At 60.3% G+C, this 22,992-nt stretch carries 20 protein-coding genes; 11 read left to right on the top strand and 9 right to left on the bottom strand.

Annotated features, from left to right (window positions below; genetic code table 11):
• Nucleotides 1–23 precede the first annotated feature (23 nt).
• From O6760_RS18475 to O6760_RS18465, 3 genes are all read left to right on the top strand, one after another.
• Complete coding sequence (locus O6760_RS18475) at nt 24–833, top strand: sensor histidine kinase (RefSeq protein ID WP_269581181.1); 810 nt, start codon at nt 24–26, stop codon at nt 831–833.
• A gap of 327 nt (nt 834–1,160) precedes the next feature.
• On the top strand, nt 1,161–2,453 hold the full coding sequence (locus O6760_RS18470) for a peptidoglycan-binding domain-containing protein (RefSeq protein WP_269581180.1): 1,293 nt from the start codon (nt 1,161–1,163) through the stop codon (nt 2,451–2,453).
• 50 nt (nt 2,454–2,503) lie between these two features.
• Nucleotides 2,504–3,994 (top strand): peptidoglycan-binding protein, encoded by a 1,491-nt coding sequence (locus O6760_RS18465; protein WP_269581179.1) that lies wholly within the window; start codon nt 2,504–2,506, stop codon nt 3,992–3,994.
• A gap of 220 nt (nt 3,995–4,214) precedes the next feature.
• Here the strand turns inward: O6760_RS18465 and O6760_RS18460 are convergent, their stop codons facing one another.
• Complete coding sequence (locus O6760_RS18460) at nt 4,215–5,240, bottom strand: LacI family DNA-binding transcriptional regulator (protein ID WP_269581178.1); 1,026 nt, start codon at nt 5,238–5,240, stop codon at nt 4,215–4,217.
• 68 nt (nt 5,241–5,308) lie between these two features.
• Here O6760_RS18460 and O6760_RS18455 point away from each other — a divergent pair, with 68 nt between their 5' ends.
• The 6 genes from O6760_RS18455 (at nt 5,309) to O6760_RS18430 (ending at nt 13,054) form a co-directional block, all read left to right on the top strand.
• Nucleotides 5,309–7,684 carry a family 78 glycoside hydrolase catalytic domain gene (locus tag O6760_RS18455; protein ID WP_442969805.1) on the top strand — a complete coding sequence of 792 codons (2,376 nt, stop codon included), beginning with the start codon at nt 5,309–5,311 and terminating at the stop codon, nt 7,682–7,684.
• Between the two features lie 27 nt (nt 7,685–7,711).
• On the top strand, nt 7,712–8,992 hold the full coding sequence (locus O6760_RS18450) for an ABC transporter substrate-binding protein (protein ID WP_269581176.1): 1,281 nt from the start codon (nt 7,712–7,714) through the stop codon (nt 8,990–8,992).
• A gap of 62 nt (nt 8,993–9,054) precedes the next feature.
• The gene (locus O6760_RS18445) at nt 9,055–9,915 is read left to right on the top strand and encodes a carbohydrate ABC transporter permease (RefSeq protein WP_269581175.1); all 861 of its coding nucleotides are present in this window, start codon (nt 9,055–9,057) and stop codon (nt 9,913–9,915) included.
• Complete coding sequence (locus O6760_RS18440; protein WP_269581174.1) at nt 9,912–10,736, top strand: carbohydrate ABC transporter permease; 825 nt, start codon at nt 9,912–9,914, stop codon at nt 10,734–10,736. The genes O6760_RS18445 and O6760_RS18440 overlap by 4 nt, the downstream gene beginning before the upstream one ends.
• Nucleotides 10,737–10,742: 6 nt before the next feature.
• Complete coding sequence (locus tag O6760_RS18435; RefSeq protein ID WP_269581173.1) at nt 10,743–11,726, top strand: ABC transporter ATP-binding protein; 984 nt, start codon at nt 10,743–10,745, stop codon at nt 11,724–11,726.
• A gap of 225 nt (nt 11,727–11,951) precedes the next feature.
• Nucleotides 11,952–13,054, top strand: a protein-coding gene (locus O6760_RS18430) for an IS3 family transposase (RefSeq protein ID WP_269581172.1) whose coding sequence is annotated in 2 segments (ribosomal slippage) — nt 11,952–12,213 and nt 12,213–13,054 — 1,104 coding nt in all. Because the reading frame shifts where the segments join, the coding sequence is not laid out codon by codon here.
• Nucleotides 13,055–13,413: 359 nt separating this feature from the next.
• On the opposite strand, the gene O6760_RS18425 is transcribed toward O6760_RS18430, so the two are convergent.
• Nucleotides 13,414–13,878, bottom strand: coding sequence for an SDR family NAD(P)-dependent oxidoreductase (locus O6760_RS18425; protein WP_269581171.1), 465 nt, complete (start codon nt 13,876–13,878; stop codon nt 13,414–13,416).
• A 346-nt stretch (nt 13,879–14,224) separates the two neighbouring features.
• Here O6760_RS18425 and O6760_RS18420 point away from each other — a divergent pair, with 346 nt between their 5' ends.
• Nucleotides 14,225–15,097, top strand: a complete 873-nt coding sequence (locus tag O6760_RS18420; RefSeq protein WP_269581170.1) for a hypothetical protein — start codon at nt 14,225–14,227, stop codon at nt 15,095–15,097.
• A 107-nt stretch (nt 15,098–15,204) separates the two neighbouring features.
• Here the strand turns inward: O6760_RS18420 and O6760_RS18415 are convergent, their stop codons facing one another.
• The 7 genes from O6760_RS18415 to O6760_RS18385 form a co-directional block, all read right to left on the bottom strand.
• Nucleotides 15,205–16,008, bottom strand: a complete 804-nt coding sequence (locus O6760_RS18415; protein ID WP_269581169.1) for an SDR family NAD(P)-dependent oxidoreductase — start codon at nt 16,006–16,008, stop codon at nt 15,205–15,207.
• Nucleotides 16,005–17,534, bottom strand: a complete 1,530-nt coding sequence (locus tag O6760_RS18410; RefSeq protein WP_269581168.1) for an AMP-binding protein — start codon at nt 17,532–17,534, stop codon at nt 16,005–16,007. Before O6760_RS18410 ends, O6760_RS18415 begins: the two co-directional genes overlap by 4 nt.
• Before the next feature lie 16 nt (nt 17,535–17,550).
• Nucleotides 17,551–17,820, bottom strand: a complete 270-nt coding sequence (locus O6760_RS18405) for a hypothetical protein (protein WP_269581167.1) — start codon at nt 17,818–17,820, stop codon at nt 17,551–17,553.
• Between the two features lie 117 nt (nt 17,821–17,937).
• Nucleotides 17,938–19,218 carry a TRAP transporter large permease gene (locus O6760_RS18400; RefSeq protein ID WP_269581166.1) on the bottom strand — a complete coding sequence of 427 codons (1,281 nt, stop codon included), beginning with the start codon at nt 19,216–19,218 and terminating at the stop codon, nt 17,938–17,940.
• A 1-nt stretch (nt 19,219) separates the two neighbouring features.
• Nucleotides 19,220–19,771, bottom strand: a complete 552-nt coding sequence (locus tag O6760_RS18395) for a TRAP transporter small permease (protein ID WP_269581165.1) — start codon at nt 19,769–19,771, stop codon at nt 19,220–19,222.
• Between the two features lie 67 nt (nt 19,772–19,838).
• Entirely contained in the window at nt 19,839–20,819 is a 981-nt protein-coding gene (locus O6760_RS18390; RefSeq protein ID WP_269581164.1) for a C4-dicarboxylate TRAP transporter substrate-binding protein, read from the bottom strand.
• Nucleotides 20,820–20,853: 34 nt separating this feature from the next.
• A complete protein-coding gene (locus O6760_RS18385) occupies nt 20,854–21,534 on the bottom strand; it encodes a GntR family transcriptional regulator (RefSeq protein ID WP_269581163.1) in 681 nt (226 codons plus the stop codon).
• A gap of 114 nt (nt 21,535–21,648) precedes the next feature.
• On the opposite strand from O6760_RS18385, the gene uxuA reads away from it, so the two are divergent.
• Complete coding sequence (gene uxuA / locus O6760_RS18380) at nt 21,649–22,902, top strand: mannonate dehydratase (RefSeq protein ID WP_269581162.1); 1,254 nt, start codon at nt 21,649–21,651, stop codon at nt 22,900–22,902.
• Nucleotides 22,903–22,992 lie beyond the last annotated feature (90 nt).

Raw genomic sequence — 22,992 nt, 5'->3', positions numbered from 1 at the left:
CTATCAAGAACAGGACCCTCGACATGCAAACCGATCAGATCATCCCTCAAGGCACCGGCCCGGCCGACATCGCGGCCCTGCTCGCGATCGAGACGTATATGGACAAGCCCGCGCACAGCCCGGCCGCTCCGGACGCCTTCGGCAATGCCCTCTCGATCGTGGCGCATGACCTGAAGGGTCCCCTTGCCAATCTGGCACTCCTTGTCGAGGATATCTCGCGCAGCGCCGGGGACACCGGTGAACGCCGCATCGCCCGCAAGGCCGAGAGCGCCGACCGGATCATCGACCAGATGTCCCGGATGCTCAGCGCGGTGCTGGAACGGGCCCGCAACGGTCGCGACCCGCTGTCGGGCACCATGGCACCGGTCAACCTGGTCGAGGTTCTCCAGCTCGCCTTTGCCGTCAACCAACCCGCCGCACGGCGAAAATCCATCGCCTTTCGCTGCCTCGCCATCGATCCGATGCTGGTACATGGCGACGCGGAGCTGCTGTTCGAGGCCTTCGACAACCTGATCGGCAATGCCGTCCGCCATTCACCGGAGGGCGGCACGATCACCTGCGAAACCGGTCCCGCACACGATGACTGCGTCGAGGTGCGGATCGGCGATGAGGGCCCCGGCTTCAAGGCGGCGGACCTGCTGAGGGCCTTTCGCCCCTTCGTTGGCCTGTCCGCAAGTTCCACCGCCGGCCAGGGCTCCAGCGGCCTGGGACTGTGGATCACCCGCCTGATTGCCGAACGGCACGGCGGGCACATCTCGGCCCAAAACCGGACAGACGGTGGCGGCGCCGAGATGACGCTGCGTCTTCCGGCCGCCCGGCCCGGCGCCGCGTAGCGCTGGCCACTTTGGCAGAACACGGCTCCCTCTCCCGGCGGGAGAGGTTAATTTGGCGACCGCGGACAGGATGTTGGTCAAATGCGACTGCCCTGCCCGCAAGGCGGAGAGGCGCGCAAGTGGTCCGGTCCGGAATCTCATTGGAGACCTTCCGTAGACCGGACTGCAGTGTGGCAACGCACTTCGGCAGTCCCCGCGCCGCCAAAATTCTCCAAACCGGTGAAGCGTGACCTGCGTCACTTCCCCAACGGAAGATCGCGCTAAAGTGCAAGAGCATTTTTTGCGCGACCTGTGGTTTTACCACAAGGCCCAACAGCAGGCTTTGCCATGACCAGCGAAAACTTCAGTCTCGACGACCATCCACGGCTTCAAAGCGCCGCCCTGAACGCTCCCCCCATGCGCTGGGGTGAACGCGGGCTGGCCGTCGCGATGGTTCAAAAAGCCTATGAGGCGGCGGGCTTCGCGATGCCCGGCTCCATCCGGACCGACGGCTCAGCGGACGGGATCTTCGGCAAGGAGACCTATTCGGTCACCCGCCACTTTCAGGTGGAGCAAAAGCTTTCCGTGGACGGCATTGCCGGCCGGGAAACGCTGACCGCCCTTGTGAACGCTGTCGGCGGCACCGCACCGGTGTCGCCCAAGCCGAACGGCCCCGACAACCCGGTCAAGCCCACGCCGCATACGCCCAGTGGACCTCCCGTCTTCCCCAAGGGCCCGAAACCCGGCCCCAAGCCCTCCCCGAAGCCTTCAAAGCATCCCCATTTCGCCGAGGAGCGGATCGCGAGCGGCTTCGACAACACCGTGGTGCCACCCTGGCAGATGGTGCCGACCGCCTTCCACCCGATGAGCTCGGGCGGCGGCGGCGCGATCGTCAAGCTGTTCCACGGCGAGGGGCTTACCGTGACCAGCGACAACAATCTCATAAAGGTCCATGAAATTCCGAAGAGCTTTCAGGACGGCAGCCGCCATTTCCGCCTCACCAGCGACGTCGACGGCGCGCGCGCCATCATCTCGGCGCGCAGCAGCACGCATACGCTCGCCCGCATGGAAGCGGAAGCGAGCAAGCCCTATGTGCTGACGGTCGATTTCTACATGGTCAGCGACACTGTTCGCAAAACCAAGCGCCCCATCAGCGGACTGCGCCAGCTCGTGAAGGACACCAGCCAGCTTCTCGCCCAGCAGTGCAACATCCACCTCGAAAAGCAGCACGTCTATACGGAAAAGGTGAACGCCGATCTCGGCGAGGTCATCCTCGTTCAGGACATGCAGAAACGGGTCGAGACGCAGGACGTCTACCTGATCTACCAGGGCTGCAAGCACACGGCCGATCTCAGTGTCTTCTGTGTCTGGGAATACGAAATGAACGCGGAGAACGCCAAGAAGGGTGACGTTCACGTCGGCCTTCATTCCGGCAATGGCCGCATCATCATGGAGGACGACGAAGCCACCAGCAAGGTCGGCAAGTGGACGCTCATGCACGAAGCCGGCCACGCACTGAATCTTTTTCACCAGGATGGAACGATCATGGCCGATATCGGCCAGACCATGACATCGTATCTGCGCAAGACCCAAATCCATGACATGTGGAAAAAGGCCAGGGAAATAGCCAAGGGCGGATGACTGACACAGCGAATTTTCAACCTCGTGAACGGGAAAGGCTATGTAATCCCATGCACTCGCCAGGCAAGATCCGGCTGAAAACCGCGGTGTGCAACGCGCCCCCGATCAAGCGGGGGGAACGGGGCCCCGGCGTCGTCCTGCTGCAGGAAGCCTATGTTTCGCTCGGCTACGCGATGCCGGTATCGACCGGGCCCGGCGGCACCCTGGACGGCATTTTCGGCAAGGAGACCGACGCGGTCACGCGGCACTATCAGTCACGGAACGATCTTGCGGTCGATGGCGATGCCGGCGAGAAGACGATCACATGCCTCGATACCGAACTCGGCGGCACGCTGCTCGGCGATCCCTCCCCCAGGCCGGTCAATCCGCCCAATCCGCACAGTCCGCCCAACCCGAACGGCCCGCACCCGAACGGCCCAACGCCAGTAACCCCGGGAACCGACCCCAAACGTGTGGTCCCGGTCCATCCCTTTCCGACGCCGCCCCAACCTGCGCCGCCCCAACCCGCGCCACCAAAGAAGGACCCGCGGCAGCCGCGCTTCTTGGCCGGCAAGGCGCTCAACGGCTTTGACGACAGGGGCGAATTGCCCTGGCAGATGGTGCCGGCCAACGGAAACCGCATCGTTCAGCTCATCGGCGGTGAGGACCTCACCGTGACCGCCCTCGATCCCAATGTCACCGTGACGGAGATCCGGCCGCGCGCGATCACCAGAAGCCGCCTGTTTCTGCTCTCCGGCCTGCACGGGTTCACCGGCCTCGAGGACCGGCGGATCGTCGCGCGCAACGGCAACGGCCAGATCCTCGCCCAGCTTGGCGTCGACATCCTCCGCAGTTTCTCCGTCAAGGTGACCTTCCACCTCGTGAAGGACGAGCATGGCGGCTCGGTCCGCTCGAAGACGGACGTCAAAACCAGCCTGGAAACGGCGAACCGCATTCTCTTCGGCCACGCCAACATCCATCTCCACGCCCATGACATCCGCCGCGTCGACCACATCTTCGGCAAGGCGGTCAACTATATCGAGGCGGACGAGAAGAAGGACGGCGAGGTCGACGAGTGGGATTACCTCAACACCTACCGGGACCTGACCGCGGATATCAACGTCTTCTTCGTCAACAACATCCTGACCAACGAGGAAGAGGCGCAGAACAAAAAGCTGGTGGCCTATGGCGTCACCAGCGGCACATCGCCGACCATCCTGATCCGGGACCCGACCAAATACCGCCGCGCCTTCGCCGCCGGCGAAGTCCTGGCCCACGAGATCGGCCACGCCCTAGGCCTGGACCATCCCAAGGCCATGACCCTGCCGATACCGGGCCACGGCAGCATTGTCCTGCCCGTCGAACCCCATCTCGGCCAGATCGTCGGCGGCAAGAACCTGATGATGCCGACGATCAGCCAGGTCGACGCCCACAACAACGTCATCAAGACCGATTTCACCCTCACCCGCGGCCAGATCCGCCAGATGCACCGGAAGGCGAACGGGCTCGGGATCAAGGGGGATCCAGGGCTATTCAATACGAATGTGGCCCTGCCGGGTTGAAGGGCGACATTCGGAGATTGAGCGAGAGGGTAGGCAGGTGAGGAAATGAAGGCCAGCGGATTCACGGTCGGCCCGGCGAACCATCCCTGGCAAGGCCAAAGGCTCGACTGACTGCGAGACAGCGGTGGAAGACCCGCCGCTGTTGGAACAAACCAAGCCTCGTTACAAGAACCTCGGCCAGACGATGGACCGGAATTATTCCACCGACTGGATTGCGCCCTTACCCAAGGCTGCTCCGCATAACAACACGGGGCTCCAGCATCTGGTGCTTTGAGACTTTGCGGCCCGAAATACGCTCCAGAAGTGTTGTTGCGGCCAGACGCCCCAGGGCACCGGGATGCTGCTCAATACTCGCAAGGCCAATTGCCGACAGCGCAGCCACAGGCGAGTTATCGTAACCGATGATCGCCAGCTCTTCCGGGATCTTGACGCCGCGGGAACGCGCCAGGTCCAGCAGCGGCACGGCATGGAGGTCACTCCAGCAAAAAACAGCCTCGGGCCGATCGGGCGTATCCAGAAAAGCGCTCAGATCCGCATCGACAAATTCCGCCCCTTCCCGGCAGCGAAAGATGCGGACCTGGTCCGCATGGCCAAGCTCAGCCATTGTTTCCTCGTAGCCCTCTTCCCGCTTTCTGAACACGTCAAATTCCGTTCCGAAGCGCGCGGGAGGACTGATCATTGCCAGATCTGAATAACCCGCATCGAAGACCGACTTCACCGCGAGCGCTGCGCCCAGCCTGTCGTCCGAATTGATCGTATCAAAACTGTCGGCGGTGGCTTCATGATGTCCGATAACCACCATAGGGATCTGCCGGGCAAAATCCTCCAGCAGCGATCCGGCGAGGCGCGGACCTACCAGAATAAGGCCATCCATCTTGTTGTCGATCATGGACTCTATCAACGCGCTCTCGATAGAAAGCTGGGCCCTCCCGACGCCAATCAACGTCTGATAGCCATCTTCGGACAGCACCGCACTGATCCCGTCAATCAAGTCCGGAAGAAACGGATTGCCGATACCAACGACGAGCAATCCGACGGAATATGTCCGTCCCCGCATGGCCCGTGCTGCCGTGCTCGGGCGATATCCGAGTTTTTCTATGGAAGCGGTCACTTTTTCCCGCAGCCCATCGCTGACGCCATAGGCGTTTCGAAGGACTTTGGAAACGGCTGCAACAGAAACGCCGGCATCCTTGGCAACTGTCCGGATCGTTACCTTTGCAGTTTTTGTCCCGCCTTCATCTGCCATGAGGCCCTCTCTCACCGTTTCACGCCAGTCTAATAGGGTCACTTGATTCTGAGAACAAGTTATGTAGAATGTTCTATGTAGAACGGTCTACAAACTGGGAGGTGAATGTGGATCAGACGGTGTTCCGTTCGGGTTCCGCGAAAAATCGTGATGTAGCTGATGCCTGGAGCGCGAAGATGATCTCGCCCTCCTGTGATGCTGGTCAAGGTGGCCGCGCCAGTTTCGTAGGCCGTACTTTTCACGTCGGACAATCCGGCTCCAGTCCGGTCCTCAGAGTGTCGGCGCAAGGTCTCTACGCAGTGTTCCTGAACGGCGAACGCGTCGGGGACGCCCTGCTGACCCCGGGCTGGACCTGCTACGACGACCGAATTGCCTACCAGTCCTACGATGTATCGAGATTTCTGCGGCCAGGCGAAAACAGGATCGAAATCTGGTTGGCCGACGGCTGGTTCAGGTCACCCATCATGTCCCGCGATGAGGCCATGCCGAATATCTGGGGTGATCGCGTTGCAGCCATTGCGGAAATCCGGTCCGACGACGGTTTGCTTCTCGAAACGGATTTGGACTGGCAAAGCGGGCTGCTGCCGGTAACACGGTCCGGCATCTATTACGGTGAGGACTACGACGCCCGACTTGAAAGTCTCACAGCTTCGTCCGGCGTCGATGAAATCGATTTTGACAATACCCGGCTGGTTCCCCAAGAGGCCGATCCGGTCACCGCGATGGAACCGCATGATCCTGTCGAAAGCTGGACCGATGCCGAAGGCCGGACTGTCTATGACTTCGGCCAGAACGTGGCGGGGTTCGTTCGTATCGTTGTGCAGGGCAAGGAAGGTGCATCCGTCCTCGTGGAGCATTCCGAGGTTGTCGGGCCCGACCGCGAATTCGACAACCGGAACTATCGCAAGGCCCGGGGCGCATTTCACTACACGCTCAGGGGCGGTGCACCCGAGACCACTTCACCGCATTTCACGTTCATGGGCTATCGCTACGCCCGTGTGACAATCGAAGGCGCCGCGGAAATCGAGAACATTGTCTCGGTTCCGATCTCGTCGGTGCCGGTCCAGTCTGGCGGATTTACGTGCGGCGACGAAACAGTGAACCGGCTCGTCCTGAACACGATCTGGTCGCAGCGCGGCAATTTCATCGAGGTTCCAACGGATTGCCCTCAGCGTGACGAACGGATGGGATGGACAGGGGATGCACAGGTCTTTGCCGGCACCGCCTGCTGGCTGGCTGACGTTCAGCTATTCTTCCGCAAGTATCTGCGCGACGTCATGCACGATCAGCGCGAGAATGGCGCGATTTCACATTTCTCACCCGATCCGACCCGCCTGACCGCCAAGCCGGGCCAAGGTGACTGGGCGGGATCGACCGGTTGGGGCGATGTCATCGTGATCATGCCCTGGCAGCTCTACCTGCATTATGGAGACGAAGACGCCCTGCGGGAGTGTTTTCCGGCCATGGTCAAATGGGTGGACTACCTCTGGGCCCTGTCAGGCGGACCGATCATTCACCCCAACCCCAAATGGCCGGAAGACGGGTTCACATTCGGCGACTGGCTGCAACCGGTCGGTGACAACCGCAAGCCACGGCCGACGATCGGTGAAGACTGTGCCGCAACGATCTACCATTTTATCACTGTCAGCCTGACGGCCCGTATCGCGGGGATATTGGGTGAAACCAGCGAAGGATCGCGTCTGGACAAGCGGGCCGACGAGATCAGGGAGGCCTTTGCCCACGAATATATCAGTCCCTCGGGCCGCCTCGCTCACAACGACCAGACGTCCTATGCCCTTGCATTTCTGAACGACCTTGTTCCTGAGCGGCACCGTGATGCAGCCAAACGGTATTTCAGGCGCGTGATCGAGGAAGCCGACTACCTGATCGGGACAGGTTTCATTGGAACGCCTGCTCTCCTGCCCGCATTGACCAAGATCGGCATGACGGATCTTGCCGAAAAAGTATTCCTCAACCGCAAGGTTCCCGGCTGGCTCTACCAGATTGAACAGGGCGCCACCACTATCTGGGAAAGGTGGGACGCCATCGGTCCGGACGGCACGATCTACGAGCCGTCCATGAACAGCTACAATCACTACGCCTACGGAGCGGTCTGCCAATGGCTGTTCGAGGCGGTCGGGGGCATCAGCCCTTGCGAAACCGCGCCCGGTTTCGACCGCGTGCGGGTCGCTCCCCACATTCTTCCAGCCCTCGGACACGTCTCCATCTGGCACGACTGCCGACATGGTCGCATCGAAGCCGAATGGCGCGTGGCCAATCGCCGCGTGACCTACGAGGTCAGCCTGCCGTCGGGCTGTGAAGGCCGGATTCCGGCCGGTCTCTATCAAGGACTGACCGTGGACGGCAGACACGTGGAAGTCCCTGAAGAAGGTTTCGTTCTCGGTTCGGGAGGACACGAAATCGAGTTCGATCTGATCGCATAGCATTCAAGCAAACCATGGGAGGTGGAAATGCGATACAAATACCTGACAACAGCAGCTGCTATCGGAGTAATCTCCTTAGCCGCGAACGCAGCATCGGCGGAGGAATTGACGATGCTGCTGGGAAGCAACCCCGATACCGTAGCGATCGGCGAGGCGCTTGCAGCCGCCTATACGGCAAAGAACCCGGACGTGACGTTCGATATCGAAGTGCGGCCCGGCGGCAGCGAAGGAGACAACATCGTCAAGACCCGGCTGGCGACCGGTGACATGGCCGATGTCTTCGAGCACAATTCAGGTGCGCTTCTGCAGGCTCTCCGGCCATCGCTGACGTTGGTGCCGGTCAACGACGTGCCGAATGTTGAAAACCTTCTGGAAAGCTACACCAGCACGGTGTCAGATGACGAAGGCAACATATACGGCGTGCCGTGGAACATGGCAGTGGCAGGCGGCATTCTCTATCACCGCCCAACCTACGAGCAACTGGGTCTCGAAATCCCGACGACCTGGGAAGACTTCATGGCCAACAACGCCGTGATCGATGAACAGACGGACAAGGCACCTGTCATCCAGACCTATCAGGACACCTGGACGTCGCAAATTCTGGTACTTGCGGACTATTTCAACGTGCAGGCGGAAGTTCCGGACTTCGCAGAAGACTACACCAACAACGAAGCCAAGTTCGCAACCAGCGCTGCCGCGCTCCGCAGCTTCGAGCGCCTGCAGCAGGTTTTTGAATCCGGATATCTGAACGAGGATTTCGGCGCTGCGACCTACAATGACGGCCTCGAAATGGTCGCGACCGGACGCGGTGTCCATTATCCGATGCTGACCGTCGGCTTCAACGCGATCAAGCAGAACCACCCTGAATTGCTTGATGATGTCGGTATCTTCGGACAGCCGAATGACGATCCGGAATCCAACGGCCTGACGGTCTGGATGCCTGACTCCTATTACATCCCCAAATCGAGCGAGAAGCAGGAGATCGCAAAAGACTTTCTGAACTTCGTTGCCTCACCCGAAGCCTGCGACGTGATCGTGGAGACTGTCGGTGCAAACGGACCCTTCGTCGTGAAAGGTTGCACCTTGCCGGAGGACGTGCGTCCCGGTGTTGCGGAAATGCTTCCCTATTTCCAGGAGGATGGACGTACCGCCCCCGCTCTGGAATTCCTCTCGCCGGTCAAGGGCCCGGCGCTTGAGCAGATCACCGTAGAGGTCGGCTCGGGCATCCGTGACGCAAAAAGCGGAGCGGAACTGTATGACCAGGACGTTGCCAAACAGGCCCGTCAACTTGGGCTGCCAAACTGGTAATCTCACGCCAGGTGACACTGGAGCCCGCCTGATCTGCGGGCTCCGACAAGTTTGAGGTGCCAATGCGACGCAGTTCGCCCTACCCCTACTGGTTCATGTTTCCTGCGGCGGCGGTGTTCCTTGTCCTGTTCATCGTGCCGACGGTCGCTTCCTTCTATTTTTCCCTGACCTACTGGGATCCTTTCGATGCGCGCTTTGCCGGCTTCGAAAACTACGTGCAGTTTTTCTCCGAGCCGTTTCTCGTGCGAGGCATGACAAACACCTTGATCTTCGCCTTCCTGACGTCCGGTCTGAAAACGGTGCTCGGCTTGCTGCTCGCGGTGTTGCTGACATCAGGCATGATGTTTCAGAGTTTCCTGCGCTCGGTCGTCTTCTTTCCGGTGCTCGTCTCGACAATCGGCGTCGGACTGCTGTTTCAGGAACTCATGCACCCGACACAGGGCGCGATCAATGTTGCGCTGTCATGGATCGGGATCGAGGGCCCGGGCTGGCTTACCAACCCGAAGCTGGCGCTGATTTCCGTGGCGCTGGTCGACGTCTGGCGTGGTGTCGGCCTCGCAACGCTGATCTATATCGCCGGTCTCGCCACGATCGGCCAGGAATACTATGAGGCCGCCCGGATCGACGGTGCGACCCGCTGGCAGCAGTTCTGGCGCATAACGGTTCCGCTGGTCAGGCCGGCAACAACGACGGTCATCATTCTTTCGCTGATTGGCGGTCTCAGGCTTTTCGATCTGATCTGGGCAATGACCCGCGGCGGGCCTGGATTCTCTTCCGACGTGCTGGCCAGCGTCATCTACAAACAATACCAGGCCGGATTCTGGGGATTGTCGACGGCGGGCAACGTCATCCTTTTCCTGATGATCGCCCTGATTGTCGCTCCGCTGGCATGGTGGCTGAACCGCAAGGAACTCGACGTATGACCAGGCGCGCCAAGGTTACAGGGTGGCTGTCGCTCGTGGGCGGTTTCGTCATCTTCATCATCCCGTTTATCTTCGTTGCCCTAAACGCCATGAAGACGGCCCAGGGCAGCGCCCGGCCGGACTTCACCCTGCCGGAGCGGTGGATGTTCTGGCAAAACCTCGTTGAAGTGGTGCGTACCCGTGACTACGCGCTTCTGCTTGCCTACTGGAACTCGAGTGTCATCACGGTCGCCGCGATCACGCTTCTGGTGATATTCGGCGCCATGGTCGGTTTCGTAATCCAGCGAAGGCCCAGCCTCGTCACCCGGCTCACCTATGGCTTCATTCTGGCGGGGCTGATGATCCCGCCGGCGGTCGTGCCGACGATCTGGGTGCTCCAGGGGATCAATCTTTTCAAGACACTGACGGGAATGATCCTGATCCAGGTGGCATACGGACTGGGGTTCACCGTTCTCTTGTACCGCAACTTCATCGCAACGATACCCAGAGAACTCGACGAGGCTGCCATCATCGACGGTGCCAAGTCCTGGCAAGTCTTTTTCCGCGTCGTCCTGCCACTTCTCAAGCCGGTTACGCTAACCATTATCGTCGTGCAATCGATCACGATTTTCAACGATTTCACGCACCCCCTCTACTACCTGCCCGGGCGTGAAAACATAACCGTCCAGCTGACGCTCTATAACTTCCAGAGCCAGTTCGTGAGCCAATTGAACCTGCTCTTCATGAACATCTTGCTGATCACGATCCCGCCACTACTCGTCTTCATTTTCTTCAATCGCCAGATCGTCGCCGGAATGACTTCGGGCGCTGTGAAAGGATAGCCATCGATGGCACGTGTACGTCTTGAAGGAATACGCAAGTCATTCGGCAGCCTCGAAGTCATCAAGGGCATTGACCTTGAGATCGAGGACGGCGAGTTCTGCGTGTTTGTCGGACCGTCCGGATGCGGAAAATCGACATTGCTGCGCATGATATCCGGACTGGAGGAAGCGACACAGGGCAGGATCGACATCGGTGACCGGGATGTGACGAACCTGGAGCCTTCGGAACGGGGCATTGCGATGGTGTTCCAGAACTATGCGCTCTATCCGCATCTGAGCGTCCGGCAGAATATCGGTTTCGGTCTGAGCCTTGCGAGGCGCCCGAAAGAGGAAATCGCCGAACGGGTAAACGCCGTGGCGCGTACGCTTCAACTGGAAGCGCTACTCGACAGAAAGCCGAAGGCGCTGTCCGGGGGCCAGCGCCAGCGTGTCGCCATTGGCCGTGCCATGGTACGCGATCCGGCCGTGTTTCTGCTCGATGAACCGCTTTCCAACCTGGATGCGGCGCTGCGCTCGCAGATGCGGGTCGAACTGACAGACCTTCACCAGAAACTGCGCAGCACCATGATCTACGTGACGCATGACCAGGTCGAAGCGATGACCATGGCCGACAAGATCGTGGTGCTCAACAACGGAGAAATCGAACAGGTGGGGTCTCCGATGGAACTCTACGAAAATCCCGCTTCGTCCTTCGTCGCGGGATTTATCGGCACGCCGAAAATGAACTTTCTGCGCGGAGATCACGCCCCCAAAGGAAACGGCTCGATCTACGGCATTCGTCCGGAACATCTCACCCTGTCGGCAGATGAAGGATGCTGGAAGGGTACAGTCCGCCATATCGAACGGTTGGGAGCGGATACGATCGTCCACCTTGAATTGGGCGAAGACCGTGATCTGGTTGCCAGGGCACCGGGTGACATGCATGTCCTGCCTGGCATGGATTTATATGCTTCGCCTCTACCGGGAAAAGAGTATTTCTTCACGGAATAAGGTGATCTTCGACAAGTACCTGGAACAGCAGGACGAGGTCATCTCAATCCCCGCCGATCAGCCCCGTTCCGGCGAAGAGCATGACCCAGACCTTCATCCGCATGATCAGTGCTTTTTCCAGCGCCCAGGCCTGGATAACGCCCCTGATGTGCCCCCGCTAAATTCCCTCGATTTGGGTTAGAGTTTTCCGCGACGATTTTCCTGGCTGAGGAAGGAGCGGAATTGATGAAGGCATCGAAGTTTTCTGATGCGCAGAAGGCGTTCATCGTCAAGCGTGGGGAAGAAGGTGTTCCGGTTGCGGAGATCTGCCGTGAAGCTGGCATCAGCCAGGCGACCTATTTCAACTGGCGGAAGAAATACGCGGGTTTGATGCCGTCGGAGATGAAGCGTCTTCGGGAGCTTGAGCAGGAGAATGCCCGGCTGAAGAAGATCGTCGCGGACCTGTCGCTCGACAAGGAGATGCTTCAGGACATTGTCAAACGAAAGCTCTGAGGCCTGCCCGGAAGAGAACGCTGGTCGACGAGATGCGGTCGGACTGGTCGGTGTCCATTCGCCGTGCGTGCGCGGTGATCCGGCTTGACCCGACGACCTACCGTTACAGATCCCGTCGGCCCGGCCAGGCCGCTTTGGAACAGCGTATCAGGGAGATTTGCCAGACGCGCGTCCGGTTCGGTTACCGGCGGGTGCATGTATTGCTGCTTCGGGAAGGCTGGGTGATCAACATGAAGAAAACACGGCGGATCTACAACGAGTTGGGCCTGCAACTGAGGAACAAGCATCCCAAGCGCCGAGTGAAGGCGAAGCTTCGGGAAGATCGCCAGGAAGCCGTGGGTCCGAATGATGTCTGGGCCATGGATTTCGTGCATGATCAGCTCGCAACCGGTCGGAAGATCCGCGTTCTGACGGTGATCGACACGTTCTCCCGCTATGTGCCGGCGCTTGATCCGCGCTTCAGTTACCGTGGCGAGGATGTGGTGAGAACGCTGGAAACTGTCTGCACCCGGATTGGCTATCCGAAGACGATCCGGGTCGATCAGGGCTCCGAGTTCATCTCTCGGGATCTCGATCTGTGGGCCTATAGAAGGGGCGTCACGCTTGACTTCTCCAGGCCTGGGAAACCGACGGACAACGCCTTCATTGAGGCCTTCAACGGCCGTTTCAGGGCGGAGTGCCTGAATGCACACTGGTTCCTGAGCCTTGCGGATGCGACCGAAAAGTTGGAGGATTGGCGCAAGGACTACAATGAACACAGACCTCACGGTGCCATCGGCAACAAAGTGCCGGTGGATCTCATGAAATCAGAACACGCAGCCAGCCCGTGTTCCTGATTTGGTCCGGAAAACTCTAGCCCTTCCTGGGGGCACGTTGGGTAGCACTCCAATCAACCAAAGGACTCTGCGCTAAACCGGAAGAAACTCGGGTCTCAGGTCACTCAAAAAACAATTTCGGCGTTTCAAACGATATTGGTTCAAATTCTGCGAACAGCCTTCAATTGCCAATTGCATGTTTAGTGCAATTGCACCTGCATTTAGTCGACTCCCAGAAAACCTAAAGAGGGATCATACCTAGTGACGGCACTATCATGTTTGTGGCCCCAACTTTGGTCACAGTTCCTTTAAGCTGTTATGAATGTCTAACTCCCCCTACTGCGCCGTCCAGCCCCCATCTACCGGGATCGTCACCCCGGTCAAGTTGTGCGCCACAGCGCCAGCGCACCGATTTCCGACGGGTCGCTTGTCCGCAGCGACGATTGTTTTTCCTTCAAGAGATCAGCAATGCCCTTGTCGCGGTCGCTGCCGAACTCAGCGGCGCGAGCTTCCACCTGAGGTTCGATGATGGTGGTTTCCGTCCAGCCGGGGGCGAAGCAGTTGACCGTGATGCCGCCGGAGGCCCTAGAGCCCTCCGCGGCGTACTCCAGCGCCCCGAACTTGCTCATGCCGACGACGCCGAATTTGGAGGCAACGTATGGCGCCTTGTTGACGGACGCCACCAGGCCGTGCACCGAGGCGATGTTGATCACCCGGCCGAAGCCCTTGTCCGCCATTTTCGGCAGGGCCAAGCGCATGGTGTGGAAGACGCCGGAGAGATTGACGCCGATGATCGCGTCCCAATTCGCGGCGTCTGAATTGCACAGCAAATAGGCGTCACACACTCAGCCCAGAAAACAGCGGCTTTGGCCAGTGGTGTAAATGTTATAATTTTTGCACGAATGACAAGATTAGCGCCCACCCCAAACTAAACAGTTTCACGGCACATCGTAGGCCCGGAACGGTTGGTTCTCCAAAGAAATAATTGCAGAACACCATAAGATGAAGGCTACTGGTGTGAATGTAGTGGGCTAGGACACCTCTCGGTCTTCATGATTTGTAATTCCAATCAACAAGCATCATATTAAACACACTAAGGGTCGTTCGAAAGACAACAGATGAAGTTTACATAGGTGCTGCTGTCAGAATCGCTGACAAATAGAAATTAGCTAATTCGCTGACGGGTAGAGTATGCAAAGCAACGACAAAGTCGAAATTGAAATTAGCACAAAGTCGGCCAAGTTGGCGGTAACCGGAGAGTCTGCCAAGGTTGTAACATCTGATTTCCGTGATATTGCCAAACCTTTTGTGCATGCGTTTGGTATGGCAGGTGATTGGATGGAGTATCAACGCACCAAGCTTTACAACCAACGTAGCGCGGAGAAAGCGCTCATACTGGCGAAGGAGTTAATTGAGGAACAAGGGAAGACTGTAGAGCCCACAAATCCCAAAATACTAGCACCATGGTTAGAAGGAGTATCTCTAGAAGACCCGGAAGATGAAACAGTAATAGAACTGTTCGCAAATATTCTTGCGAGGGGTGATAAATCGACCGTAACAGAGCAAATTGTAATGATAAATTTTTGCAAGAGCCTCGGTTCTTTTGAAGCGGATAGATTTCTCAAAATTATGGAGTTTTTTGACCTAGAAGTCGGAGGATATGATGAAAAAAGACTGGAAAGCGAAAATGGGGTAGGTTTTGGATTATCTTTTTTGGCGCTTTTAGATAGCAGTATCGATAGCGTTGAAGAATTGTCCTCAGCTATAGAAAGAACGAAATGGAAAAAACTAGGTCTTCTCAAATTTGCGTGGTCTACTAATAAGAAAATAAGTGTCACACGTCCTAAAGAAAATGACTATGCGGATGGATTTCCATACTTTGCAACTGAAGTTTCGAACGAACATACAGTAAGTGAATTAAACTCGACAAACGAAGACCTTGTCCATTTAGGTTTGCTGAGGCTAAAGAATTTGAATTTCGAGTTCGAAAAATTCCACTTCCACTATGCTATTTTGTTGCCCACCAATCTCGGCGCTAAATTTTATAAGGTGGTGTCGACGTAAACCCACGAAGCGATGTGGCCTCACCCCTGATTGTCCTAACGAATGTCGGCATAGGTAAGTGAATTTCCAAGAGCCGACCGTCCCTTCCCGCCTCCCCTAATCTCCACCTACTGCGCCGTCCAGCCCCCGTCCACCGGGATCGTCACCCCCGTCACGTTATGGGCCACAGGCGCGCACAGCCACAGGGCCAGTGCGCCGATTTCGGACGGGTCGCTGGTGCGAAGCGAGGGTTGTTTTTCCTTCAGGAGATCGGCGATGCCCTTGTCGCGGTCGCCGTCATGAAGCGCGGCGCGGGCCTGGACCTGGGGTTCGATGATGGCGGTTTCCGTCCAGCCGGGGGCGATGCAGTTGACCGTGATGCCGCCGGAGGCCTTGGAGCCCTCCGCGGCATATTCCAGTGCCGCCACCTTGCTCATGCCGACGACGCCGAATTTGGAAGCGACGTAAGGCGCCTTGTTGATCGAGGCCACAAGCCCGTGCACCGAGGCGATGTTGATGACCCGCCCGAAGCCCTTTTCGGCCATTTTCGGCAGGGCGAGCCGCATGGTGTGGAAGACACCGGAGAGATTGACGCCGATGATCGCGTCCCAGGTGGCGGCGTCTGCCTCCCTGAAGCTGACAGTCTTCTGGATGCCGGCATTGTTGACCAGGATATCCGCGCCGCCCCAGGCCTCGACATCCGCCATCATGCGTTCCACCGCTGCGACGTCGCGCATGTCGGCGTCGAAAAAGCGGACCTCCGGCGCGCCGGCTTCCCGGATCTCGGCGACGGCGGCAGCCGCGTCCTCGGGGCTCGCCAGACCGTGGACGGCGATGCGCGCACCGGCGCTGCCGAGCGCCTTGGCAACCGCAAGGCCGATGCCCTGGACCGAGCCGGTGACCAGCGCCGTTTTGCCGTTCAGATCGCTCATGCCGGTTCCTCTTCCTTGATGTCCTTGCGCAGCTCCGTCTTCAGGATCTTGCCGTAATTGTTCTTCGGCAGGTTCTCGACGAAACGGTAGATCTTGGGCCGCTTGAAGCGGGCGATGTTGTCCAGGCAGAGCGCGCTGAGCGCCGCCTCCGTGACGCTCTCCCCCTCATGGCAGGCGATGAAGGCGACCACCACCTCGCCCCATTCCGCATCCGGCTTGCCGATGACAGCTGCCTCGTGCACGGCCGGGTGGGTGAGCAGCACCTCTTCCACTTCGCGCGGATAGATGTTGGAACCGCCGGAAATGATCACGTCCTTGGAACGGTCCTGCAGGGTGACGTAGCCATCCTCATCCATCCGGCCCATGTCGCCGGTCCACAGCCAGCCGTTCTTCAGGGTGCTCGCGGTGGCGTCCTCGTTCCGCCAGTAGCCCTTCATCACGGTCGCGCCCTCGACCACGATCTCGCCGACCTCGCCGCGCGGCAGTTCCGCGCCGGCCTCGTCCACGATCGCGACCCGCACCACAGACTGGGCGGTGCCGACGGAAATCAGCCTCTCGCGCCAGCGCGGATGCACGCGGTCGCAAACCTCGTTGCGGGCGAGCGCGGTGATCCCCATCGGGCATTCGCCCTGGCCGTAGATCTGGATGAACCGCGCGCCCATCACCTCGACGGCCTCCAGGATGTCGGCCTCGTACATCGGTCCGCCGGCATAGACGATGGTCCGGAGCCCCTTGCCGGTCGAGCCCGCAGCCCGCGCGGCGTCGACCAGGCGGCGCACCATCGTCGGAGCGGCGAACATCGAGATCGAACCGATCAGCGGAGCGATTCTCAGGATCTCGGCTGCATCGAAGCCGCCGCTTTTCGGCACCACGTGGCGGGCGCCCTTGATCACATGCATGAAATTGTAGAGCCCGGCGCCGTGGCTCATCGGAGCCGCGTAAAGCGCGGCATCCTGTGGCTTGACGTCGTCGACATCGGCGAAATAGCTCAACGCCATCGACGTGAGATTGCCGCAGGTCAGCATCACGCCCTTGGGCTTGCCGGTTGTGCCGGATGTGTAGAACAGCCAGGCAAGATCGTCCGACCCGAGCGGTACGGGCTGTGCGCGCGGCCCGCCCTGGCGCATGGCGTCGAATGCGGCGCTTTCGAGCGAAACCAGGCTTGCGCTTTCAGGCAGGTGCGGCGCCAGCGTGGCAGCGGATTTGTCATCCGTGAAGACAAGGTCCGCGGCCGCATTTACCACCATCCAGGCGGCTTCTCGCGGATGCAGTTTTGCGTTGATCGGCACGGCCGCCGCCCCCGCCCACCAGATCCCGTAAAGCGCTTCCAGATAGCGGGTCGAGTTGCCGGCAAACAGCGCCACCCGGTCGCCCCTGGCGACACCCTTCCCGGTCAGCGCCCCGGCGATCGCTGCCGCCCTTTGCGCAAACTCCGAGTAGGTCGCCCGGCGCTCGGTGCCTTCCAGCAACGCGGGCGCCTCGGGTGTCCGTGCCGCGGTTCGATAAAGCCATTCGGCCGGGTTCATGTCTCTCTCCCCTTTTTCAGCGCACCGGTCCGGTACGGGCCTCGTCCGCCTCCTCGCGAACACGTTGAAAGGCCCCACGCTCGATCCAGGCGAGGAAATGGACGGGTGGCACGTTCCGGACAGGCCGCCCGTCTCCCAAGACGCGGACAAGCCCGCCTCCCGGCCTGTGGCACGGCAACGGGGAGCACTGCTGCAGCACCCCGGCACCCGCTTCCTCGAACTGGATCGGGGCCGTCTTCCTGATGTTTTCGATTTTCGGGAAATCCGGCCGGTCCGATGTGGCCATCAGATACTATCCCGGGCCGGTGGCGGGATATTCCGGCAAAACACGTAACGGGCGGCGGCTATCCGCCGCCGCCCGAAGCGGTTTGCGCTCTTGCCTCGTCTTCCTCGGGGGCGTTTGTCAGCCGAACATCACGCCGGGCAGGAACAACGAGATCTGTGGGAAGAGAAGCAGCAGCAGCACGACGCCGAAAATGGCGATGAAAAAGGGCAGACTTTCACGGACATAGTCCTCGAGCCTGACATTCATCAGGCTGCAGACGGTGTACATGGCCACACCCACGGGCGGGGTCATCGAGCCGAGCGTGACGATGGTCATCATCAGGATGCCGAAATGCACCGGATCGACACCGGCCCGTTCGACCACGGGCACGAGGATCGGCGTCAGCAGCAGCACCAGGATGGTGCTTTCGATGAACAGGCCCGCCAGAAACAGGCCGATGAGGATGACCGCGACGACGACGACCGGATTTGACAGCCCCGACAGCAGCAGGCCGGCAACGTCCTGCGGCACGCGCAGGAAGATAATCGCAAAGCCCAGCATGCCGGACATCAGGATGATCAGCATGATCATGCCGATATCGGACAGGGCGTGATCCAGCCCCTCCTTGAGCCGGTCGAAGGTGATCGCCTTGTGGGCCAGCGTGCCCACCAGCAGCGCATAGACGACCGCGAAGGCGCCGACTTCCGACGGTGTGAAGACGCCGCCCCTGATCGAGATCACCAAGAGGACGGGAAACAGCAGCGCCCATTTCGCGTCCCAGGCAGCGGCTCCAAGAGCCCGCACGGTCGGCGGTTCGGCCTCGGCCGAGACGTAACCGCGCCGGCGCGCCACAATCCAGGCGGCGACCATCAGCAGCGTCATCATCAGGAGGCCCGGCAGGATGCCGGCAAGAAACAGCCGGCCGATCGAGACCTGTCCGACATACCCGTAGAGGATCAGGCCGATCGAAGGCGGGATCGTCGCGGTGATCAGCGAGGACAAGGCGATCACGGCTGCGGAATACCCCGGACCGTAGCCGTTTTTCAGCATCTGCGGACCGACCACGCGGCTCTGCATGGCCGCGTCCGCGACCGCCGAGCCGGACACGCCGCCCATCAGCGTCGACAGGATGATCGAGACCTGGGCAAGCCCGCCGCTCATCCAGCTGACCGCCACATGCGAAAACCGGAACAGCCGCTCCGAGATGCCGCTCTCGTTCATCAGGTGGCCGGCCAGGACGAAGAACGGCACGGCAAGCAGCGGAAAACTCTGGCTGACTGTGGCGATCTTCTGAACCGCAATGGACACCGGCATGATGTCGGAGGTCAGGAAGAAGGTGAAACCGGCCATGCCGATGGCGAAGGCGACAGGCAGACCGACAACCAGAAAAACGAGAAATACGAGCGCGATCAGTCCCATGTCAGGAGGCCCCAACTTCTGTTTCGGTCTTTGTTTCGGTCCCCGTGTCGCCGGTTTGCGGGATTTGCATCCCGTGGCCGCTGCGCTCGAAAACCAGTGTCTCGGTGGATTTCCAGGATTGGACCAGGTTGGCGATGATCGAGGCCGACAGGAGGACACAACCGGCCGGCACGGCGATGGTCACCCAGGCGTAACTGAGCCCGCTGTCACCGAACTGGCGCTCGATGTTCTTCATGGTCAGGCCGTATCCCTTGACCGCGAGCACACCCAGAAATGCGAGGACAATCAGTGCGAGCCCCGTTTCCAGCCACCGGCGCATGCGGAACGGCAGATGCTGCACAAGCAGGTCGACCCCAAGATGGGCGCGCCGGCGCAGGGCACGGGTGGCCCCGATGAAACAAAGCCAGATGAACAGGAGCTGGGCCAGGTCCACCGACCAGATCAGCGGTGTTCCGAAGAACCGCATGACCGCGGCAATGAAGACCAGCCCGGTGATGATCAGAAGAATTGCAGCGCCAAGTATGAATTCGATCCGGCTGTAAAGCTGCAGCATGTTCGCCCTCCCCGGCGCAGCTGGCCCGGACGATGCCGGGCCAGCCTTCTTTTACATTTTGTCTGGCTCAGTTGCCGGCAGCAATGCCGCGAACGGTATCACGCAGTTCGCCATAGCCAAGCTCGTCATAGACCGGTGCGGTTGCCTCGCGGAACGGCGCCGTGTCGATCTCCGTGACCGTGACACCGGATTCTGTCAGTTTGGTCTCGATGGCTGCCAGGCTGTCCCGGGTTCCGTAGGACGCAACGTCACCGGCGGCAAGCGCCTCGTCCCGGAGGATCTTCTGCAGGTCTTCCGGCAGGCTGTTGAACCATTCGGCCGACGTCACCAGCCCGGTGATCAGGTTGATGTGGCCGGTCTTGGTCACGTGCGAGATCACCTCGTCCAGCTTTGCGCCGACAATGGCCGGAAACTGTGCCTCGGCGCCGTCGATGACGTTGGCGCTGAGCGCGGAATAGACTTCTGCCCACGGCAGCGGCGTCGGCGTGGCGCCCATGGCCTTGATGGTGCCCATCCAGACCGGTGCGCCCGGCGTGCGCATGCGGATGCCTTCCAGGTCGGCCGGACCGCCGATCGGCTTGTTGGTCAGGAGATGGCGTTCGCCCTGCCACCAGTTGAAGCTGAGCACCTGCAGGCCGGAGCCCTCGGCCATGTCGTCGACCCAGCCTTCGAAAATGTCGGAGGTGACAACGCGGCGGATGCCGTCATAGCCCGACGCCAGGAACGGCGCCCCCAGAATGCCCATTTCCTTCTGGTAGACGGCCAGACGGCCTCCGTCGACAACCACCGCGACGGGTGCACCGGTGCGGGCCTGCTCCAGGACGTCCTCGTCCGGACCGAGCTGCGAATTCGGGAAAAGCTGGACTGCCAGCCGCCCGTCGGAGGCCTCGACAATCTTGTCGCGCAGTGACTCAAGCCCGGCATAAAGCGGGTCGGAGGTGGCAAGCGCTGTGTTGATGTTGAGCGTGTAGTCCTGTGCCGAAGCGGTGCCGGCCGCCATGATGGCGGCGAGCGAAACCGCAGCGCCCTTGAGTATCCAGTTCATCATTTTTGGTCTCCTCCACTGGTGATGCTGGTTGCGACTATTCGAAATGGTCTGGTTGTTCGGCGGCGATCACGGGAAGATCGTCGACGATCGTGTTCAGGTGGCGCCGCATGGCGGCTTCCGCCTGTCCCGGGTCCCCGGCCCTGATCGCCTCGATCACTGCCGAGTGCTGTTCGATCAGCTTTGCCTTGGGGAATTGCTGGAGAGACAGGTATCTCACCCGGTCGAGCTGCGCCTTCAGCGCCTCGATCACATTCCACGCGTGCGCACGTCCGATGCCATCGGCCAGGCCCCGGTGGAACTGATCGTCCAGTTCGATGAACTCGTGCACATCTTTTGCGCGCTTCTGATGCTCGAGAAGCTGATCAAGCTCGGCAACCTGGCCACGATCGAACTTGGCTGCGGCATGCTTGACCACGTCCGCCTCGATCGCCTCGCGAATGAACCTGGCGTCCTCCACCATCCGGGCGGAAATCCGCGGCACGATGGTTCCCCGCTGCGGGCGCACTTCAAGAAGTCCCTCTTCCGCAAGCCGGATGAACACTTCACGCACGGGCTGCCGGCTGATGTCGAACTCGGAGGCGATCCCCGCCTCTGACAGCCTTGTCCCGGGTTGAAGCTCATTGCGGATGATCCGCCCGCGCAAGATCGAAACCAGCTGCGCACCGATCGGCTCGGTGGTGCTCAATTTCGAAACTGGTTCCGGCGTGACTTGCATCTGAACTCTCCTCTTGTGCACACTGCACCATTCTACCATACTAGTCAACAATCAACACGATCCGTGCTGTCGACCTTGGCGGCGTAACAGGATTGGCAAGGGAGAGAAAGGCAGATGCGCGAAACTTGGCGGTGGTTTGGCTCGAGCGACCCTGTGACGATCGAAAGCCTCAGGCAAACCGGGGTATCCGGCATCGTCTCGGCCCTGCATCACCTGCCGCCGGGCGTCACCTGGCCGGCTGAGGAGATCGCGGCACATCAGGAGAAAATTGCCGGCACGACCGGGTCGCCTACCGGCCTGACCTGGGAGGTGGTCGAGAGCCTGCCCGTCTCGGAGGACATCAAGCGGCAGTCCGGCGCCTGGCGCGATCACGTCGCCGCCTGGAGCGAGAGCCTGGAAAACCTCGCCGCCGCCGGGCTGAACACCATCTGTTACAACTTCATGCCGGTGCTCGACTGGACCCGCACCGCGCTGTATCACCCGCTCCCCGACGGCACGACCTGCATGCGCTTCGACCTCACGGATTTCGCCGTGTTCGACCTGCACGTCCTGCGCCGTCCGGGAGCGGTCCATGCCCCGGACATCGTCGAAAACGCCGCTTGCAGGGCCGCAGGCATGAGCGATGACGCCCTGTCCGCGCTGAGCGGTGCGATCCTGTGCGGCTTACCGGGCGAACCCGAAGGCCTGTCACCCGAAAGGCTTCTGACCCATCTCGAGCTTTACCGGGACATCGGCCCCGACCGTCTGCGCGCCAATCTCACCGACTTTCTGGAACTGGTCGCACCTGTCGCGGAACGCCTCGGTCTGCGCCTGTGCTGCCATCCGGACGATCCGCCCTTCCCGCTTCTCGGACTGCCCCGGATCATGTCATGCGAAGCCGACTACAGGGCCGTCATGGACGCCGTCGATCTGCCCGCCAATGGCATCACGCTGTGTTCGGGGTCGCTTGGTGTACGGCCGGACAACGATCTTCCCGGCATGATGCGGCGCCTTGGCGACAGGGTGCATTTCCTGCACCTGAGAAATGTCCGCCGCGAAACGGAAGGTGTGCCCAATTCCTTCCACGAAAGCGGCCACCTGACCGGCGACGTGGACATGGTCGCGCTGATAGCGGAAGTCCGCGCCGAAGAGGCGCGCCGGCGCATCGCCGGACGTGCCGATGCCGAAATCCCCTTCCGTCCGGATCACGGCCCCGATACGGTGGACGACCGGAAGCGCCTCGGCCAGCCAGGTTATCCCCTGGTCGGCCGTCATGTCGGCCTGGCGGAACTGAGAGGGATCAACGCCGCCCTGGAGCAGTGCGGGCGCGAGCAGCCTCCCGGCACCAGCGGCGGCGAAGCGGCCCGCCGTTTCCCCGCGCACGTCTGATCCGGGCCGGACATCCCGACTGGCCTTACAGCCATATGGTATTATCCGGCCTCTTGCCGTTAGATTTCGGTAAAGACATGCCGGGGGGAT

Origin of the sequence: Roseibium sp. Sym1 (assembly GCF_027359675.1) — a bacterium.
GTDB lineage: Bacteria > Pseudomonadota > Alphaproteobacteria > Rhizobiales > Stappiaceae > Roseibium.
This window is presented reverse-complemented; position numbering and strand designations above follow the sequence as displayed.

Bases quoted from the DNA above. Each gene is read 5' to 3' on its own strand.
- O6760_RS18460 (WP_269581178.1), bottom strand. From the start codon at position 5,240: ATGGCAGATGAAGGCGGGACAAAAACTGCAAAGGTAACGATCCGGACA.
- O6760_RS18395 (WP_269581165.1), bottom strand. From the start codon at position 19,771: ATGCTGCAGCTTTACAGCCGGATCGAATTCATACTTGGCGCTGCAATT.
- O6760_RS18470 (WP_269581180.1), top strand. From the start codon at position 1,161: ATGACCAGCGAAAACTTCAGTCTCGACGACCATCCACGGCTTCAAAGC.
- O6760_RS18385 (WP_269581163.1), bottom strand. From the start codon at position 21,534: ATGCAAGTCACGCCGGAACCAGTTTCGAAATTGAGCACCACCGAGCCG.
- O6760_RS18400 (WP_269581166.1), bottom strand. From the start codon at position 19,218: ATGGGACTGATCGCGCTCGTATTTCTCGTTTTTCTGGTTGTCGGTCTG.
- O6760_RS18420 (WP_269581170.1), top strand. From the start codon at position 14,225: ATGCAAAGCAACGACAAAGTCGAAATTGAAATTAGCACAAAGTCGGCC.
- O6760_RS18465 (WP_269581179.1), top strand. From the start codon at position 2,504: ATGCACTCGCCAGGCAAGATCCGGCTGAAAACCGCGGTGTGCAACGCG.
- O6760_RS18410 (WP_269581168.1), bottom strand. From the start codon at position 17,534: ATGAACCCGGCCGAATGGCTTTATCGAACCGCGGCACGGACACCCGAG.
- O6760_RS18390 (WP_269581164.1), bottom strand. From the start codon at position 20,819: ATGATGAACTGGATACTCAAGGGCGCTGCGGTTTCGCTCGCCGCCATC.
- O6760_RS18405 (WP_269581167.1), bottom strand. From the start codon at position 17,820: ATGGCCACATCGGACCGGCCGGATTTCCCGAAAATCGAAAACATCAGG.
- O6760_RS18445 (WP_269581175.1), top strand. From the start codon at position 9,055: ATGCGACGCAGTTCGCCCTACCCCTACTGGTTCATGTTTCCTGCGGCG.
- O6760_RS18455 (WP_442969805.1), top strand. From the start codon at position 5,309: ATGTTCTATGTAGAACGGTCTACAAACTGGGAGGTGAATGTGGATCAG.
- O6760_RS18440 (WP_269581174.1), top strand. From the start codon at position 9,912: ATGACCAGGCGCGCCAAGGTTACAGGGTGGCTGTCGCTCGTGGGCGGT.
- O6760_RS18475 (WP_269581181.1), top strand. From the start codon at position 24: ATGCAAACCGATCAGATCATCCCTCAAGGCACCGGCCCGGCCGACATC.
- O6760_RS18450 (WP_269581176.1), top strand. From the start codon at position 7,712: ATGCGATACAAATACCTGACAACAGCAGCTGCTATCGGAGTAATCTCC.
- O6760_RS18435 (WP_269581173.1), top strand. From the start codon at position 10,743: ATGGCACGTGTACGTCTTGAAGGAATACGCAAGTCATTCGGCAGCCTC.
- O6760_RS18415 (WP_269581169.1), bottom strand. From the start codon at position 16,008: ATGAGCGATCTGAACGGCAAAACGGCGCTGGTCACCGGCTCGGTCCAG.
- uxuA (WP_269581162.1), top strand. From the start codon at position 21,649: ATGCGCGAAACTTGGCGGTGGTTTGGCTCGAGCGACCCTGTGACGATC.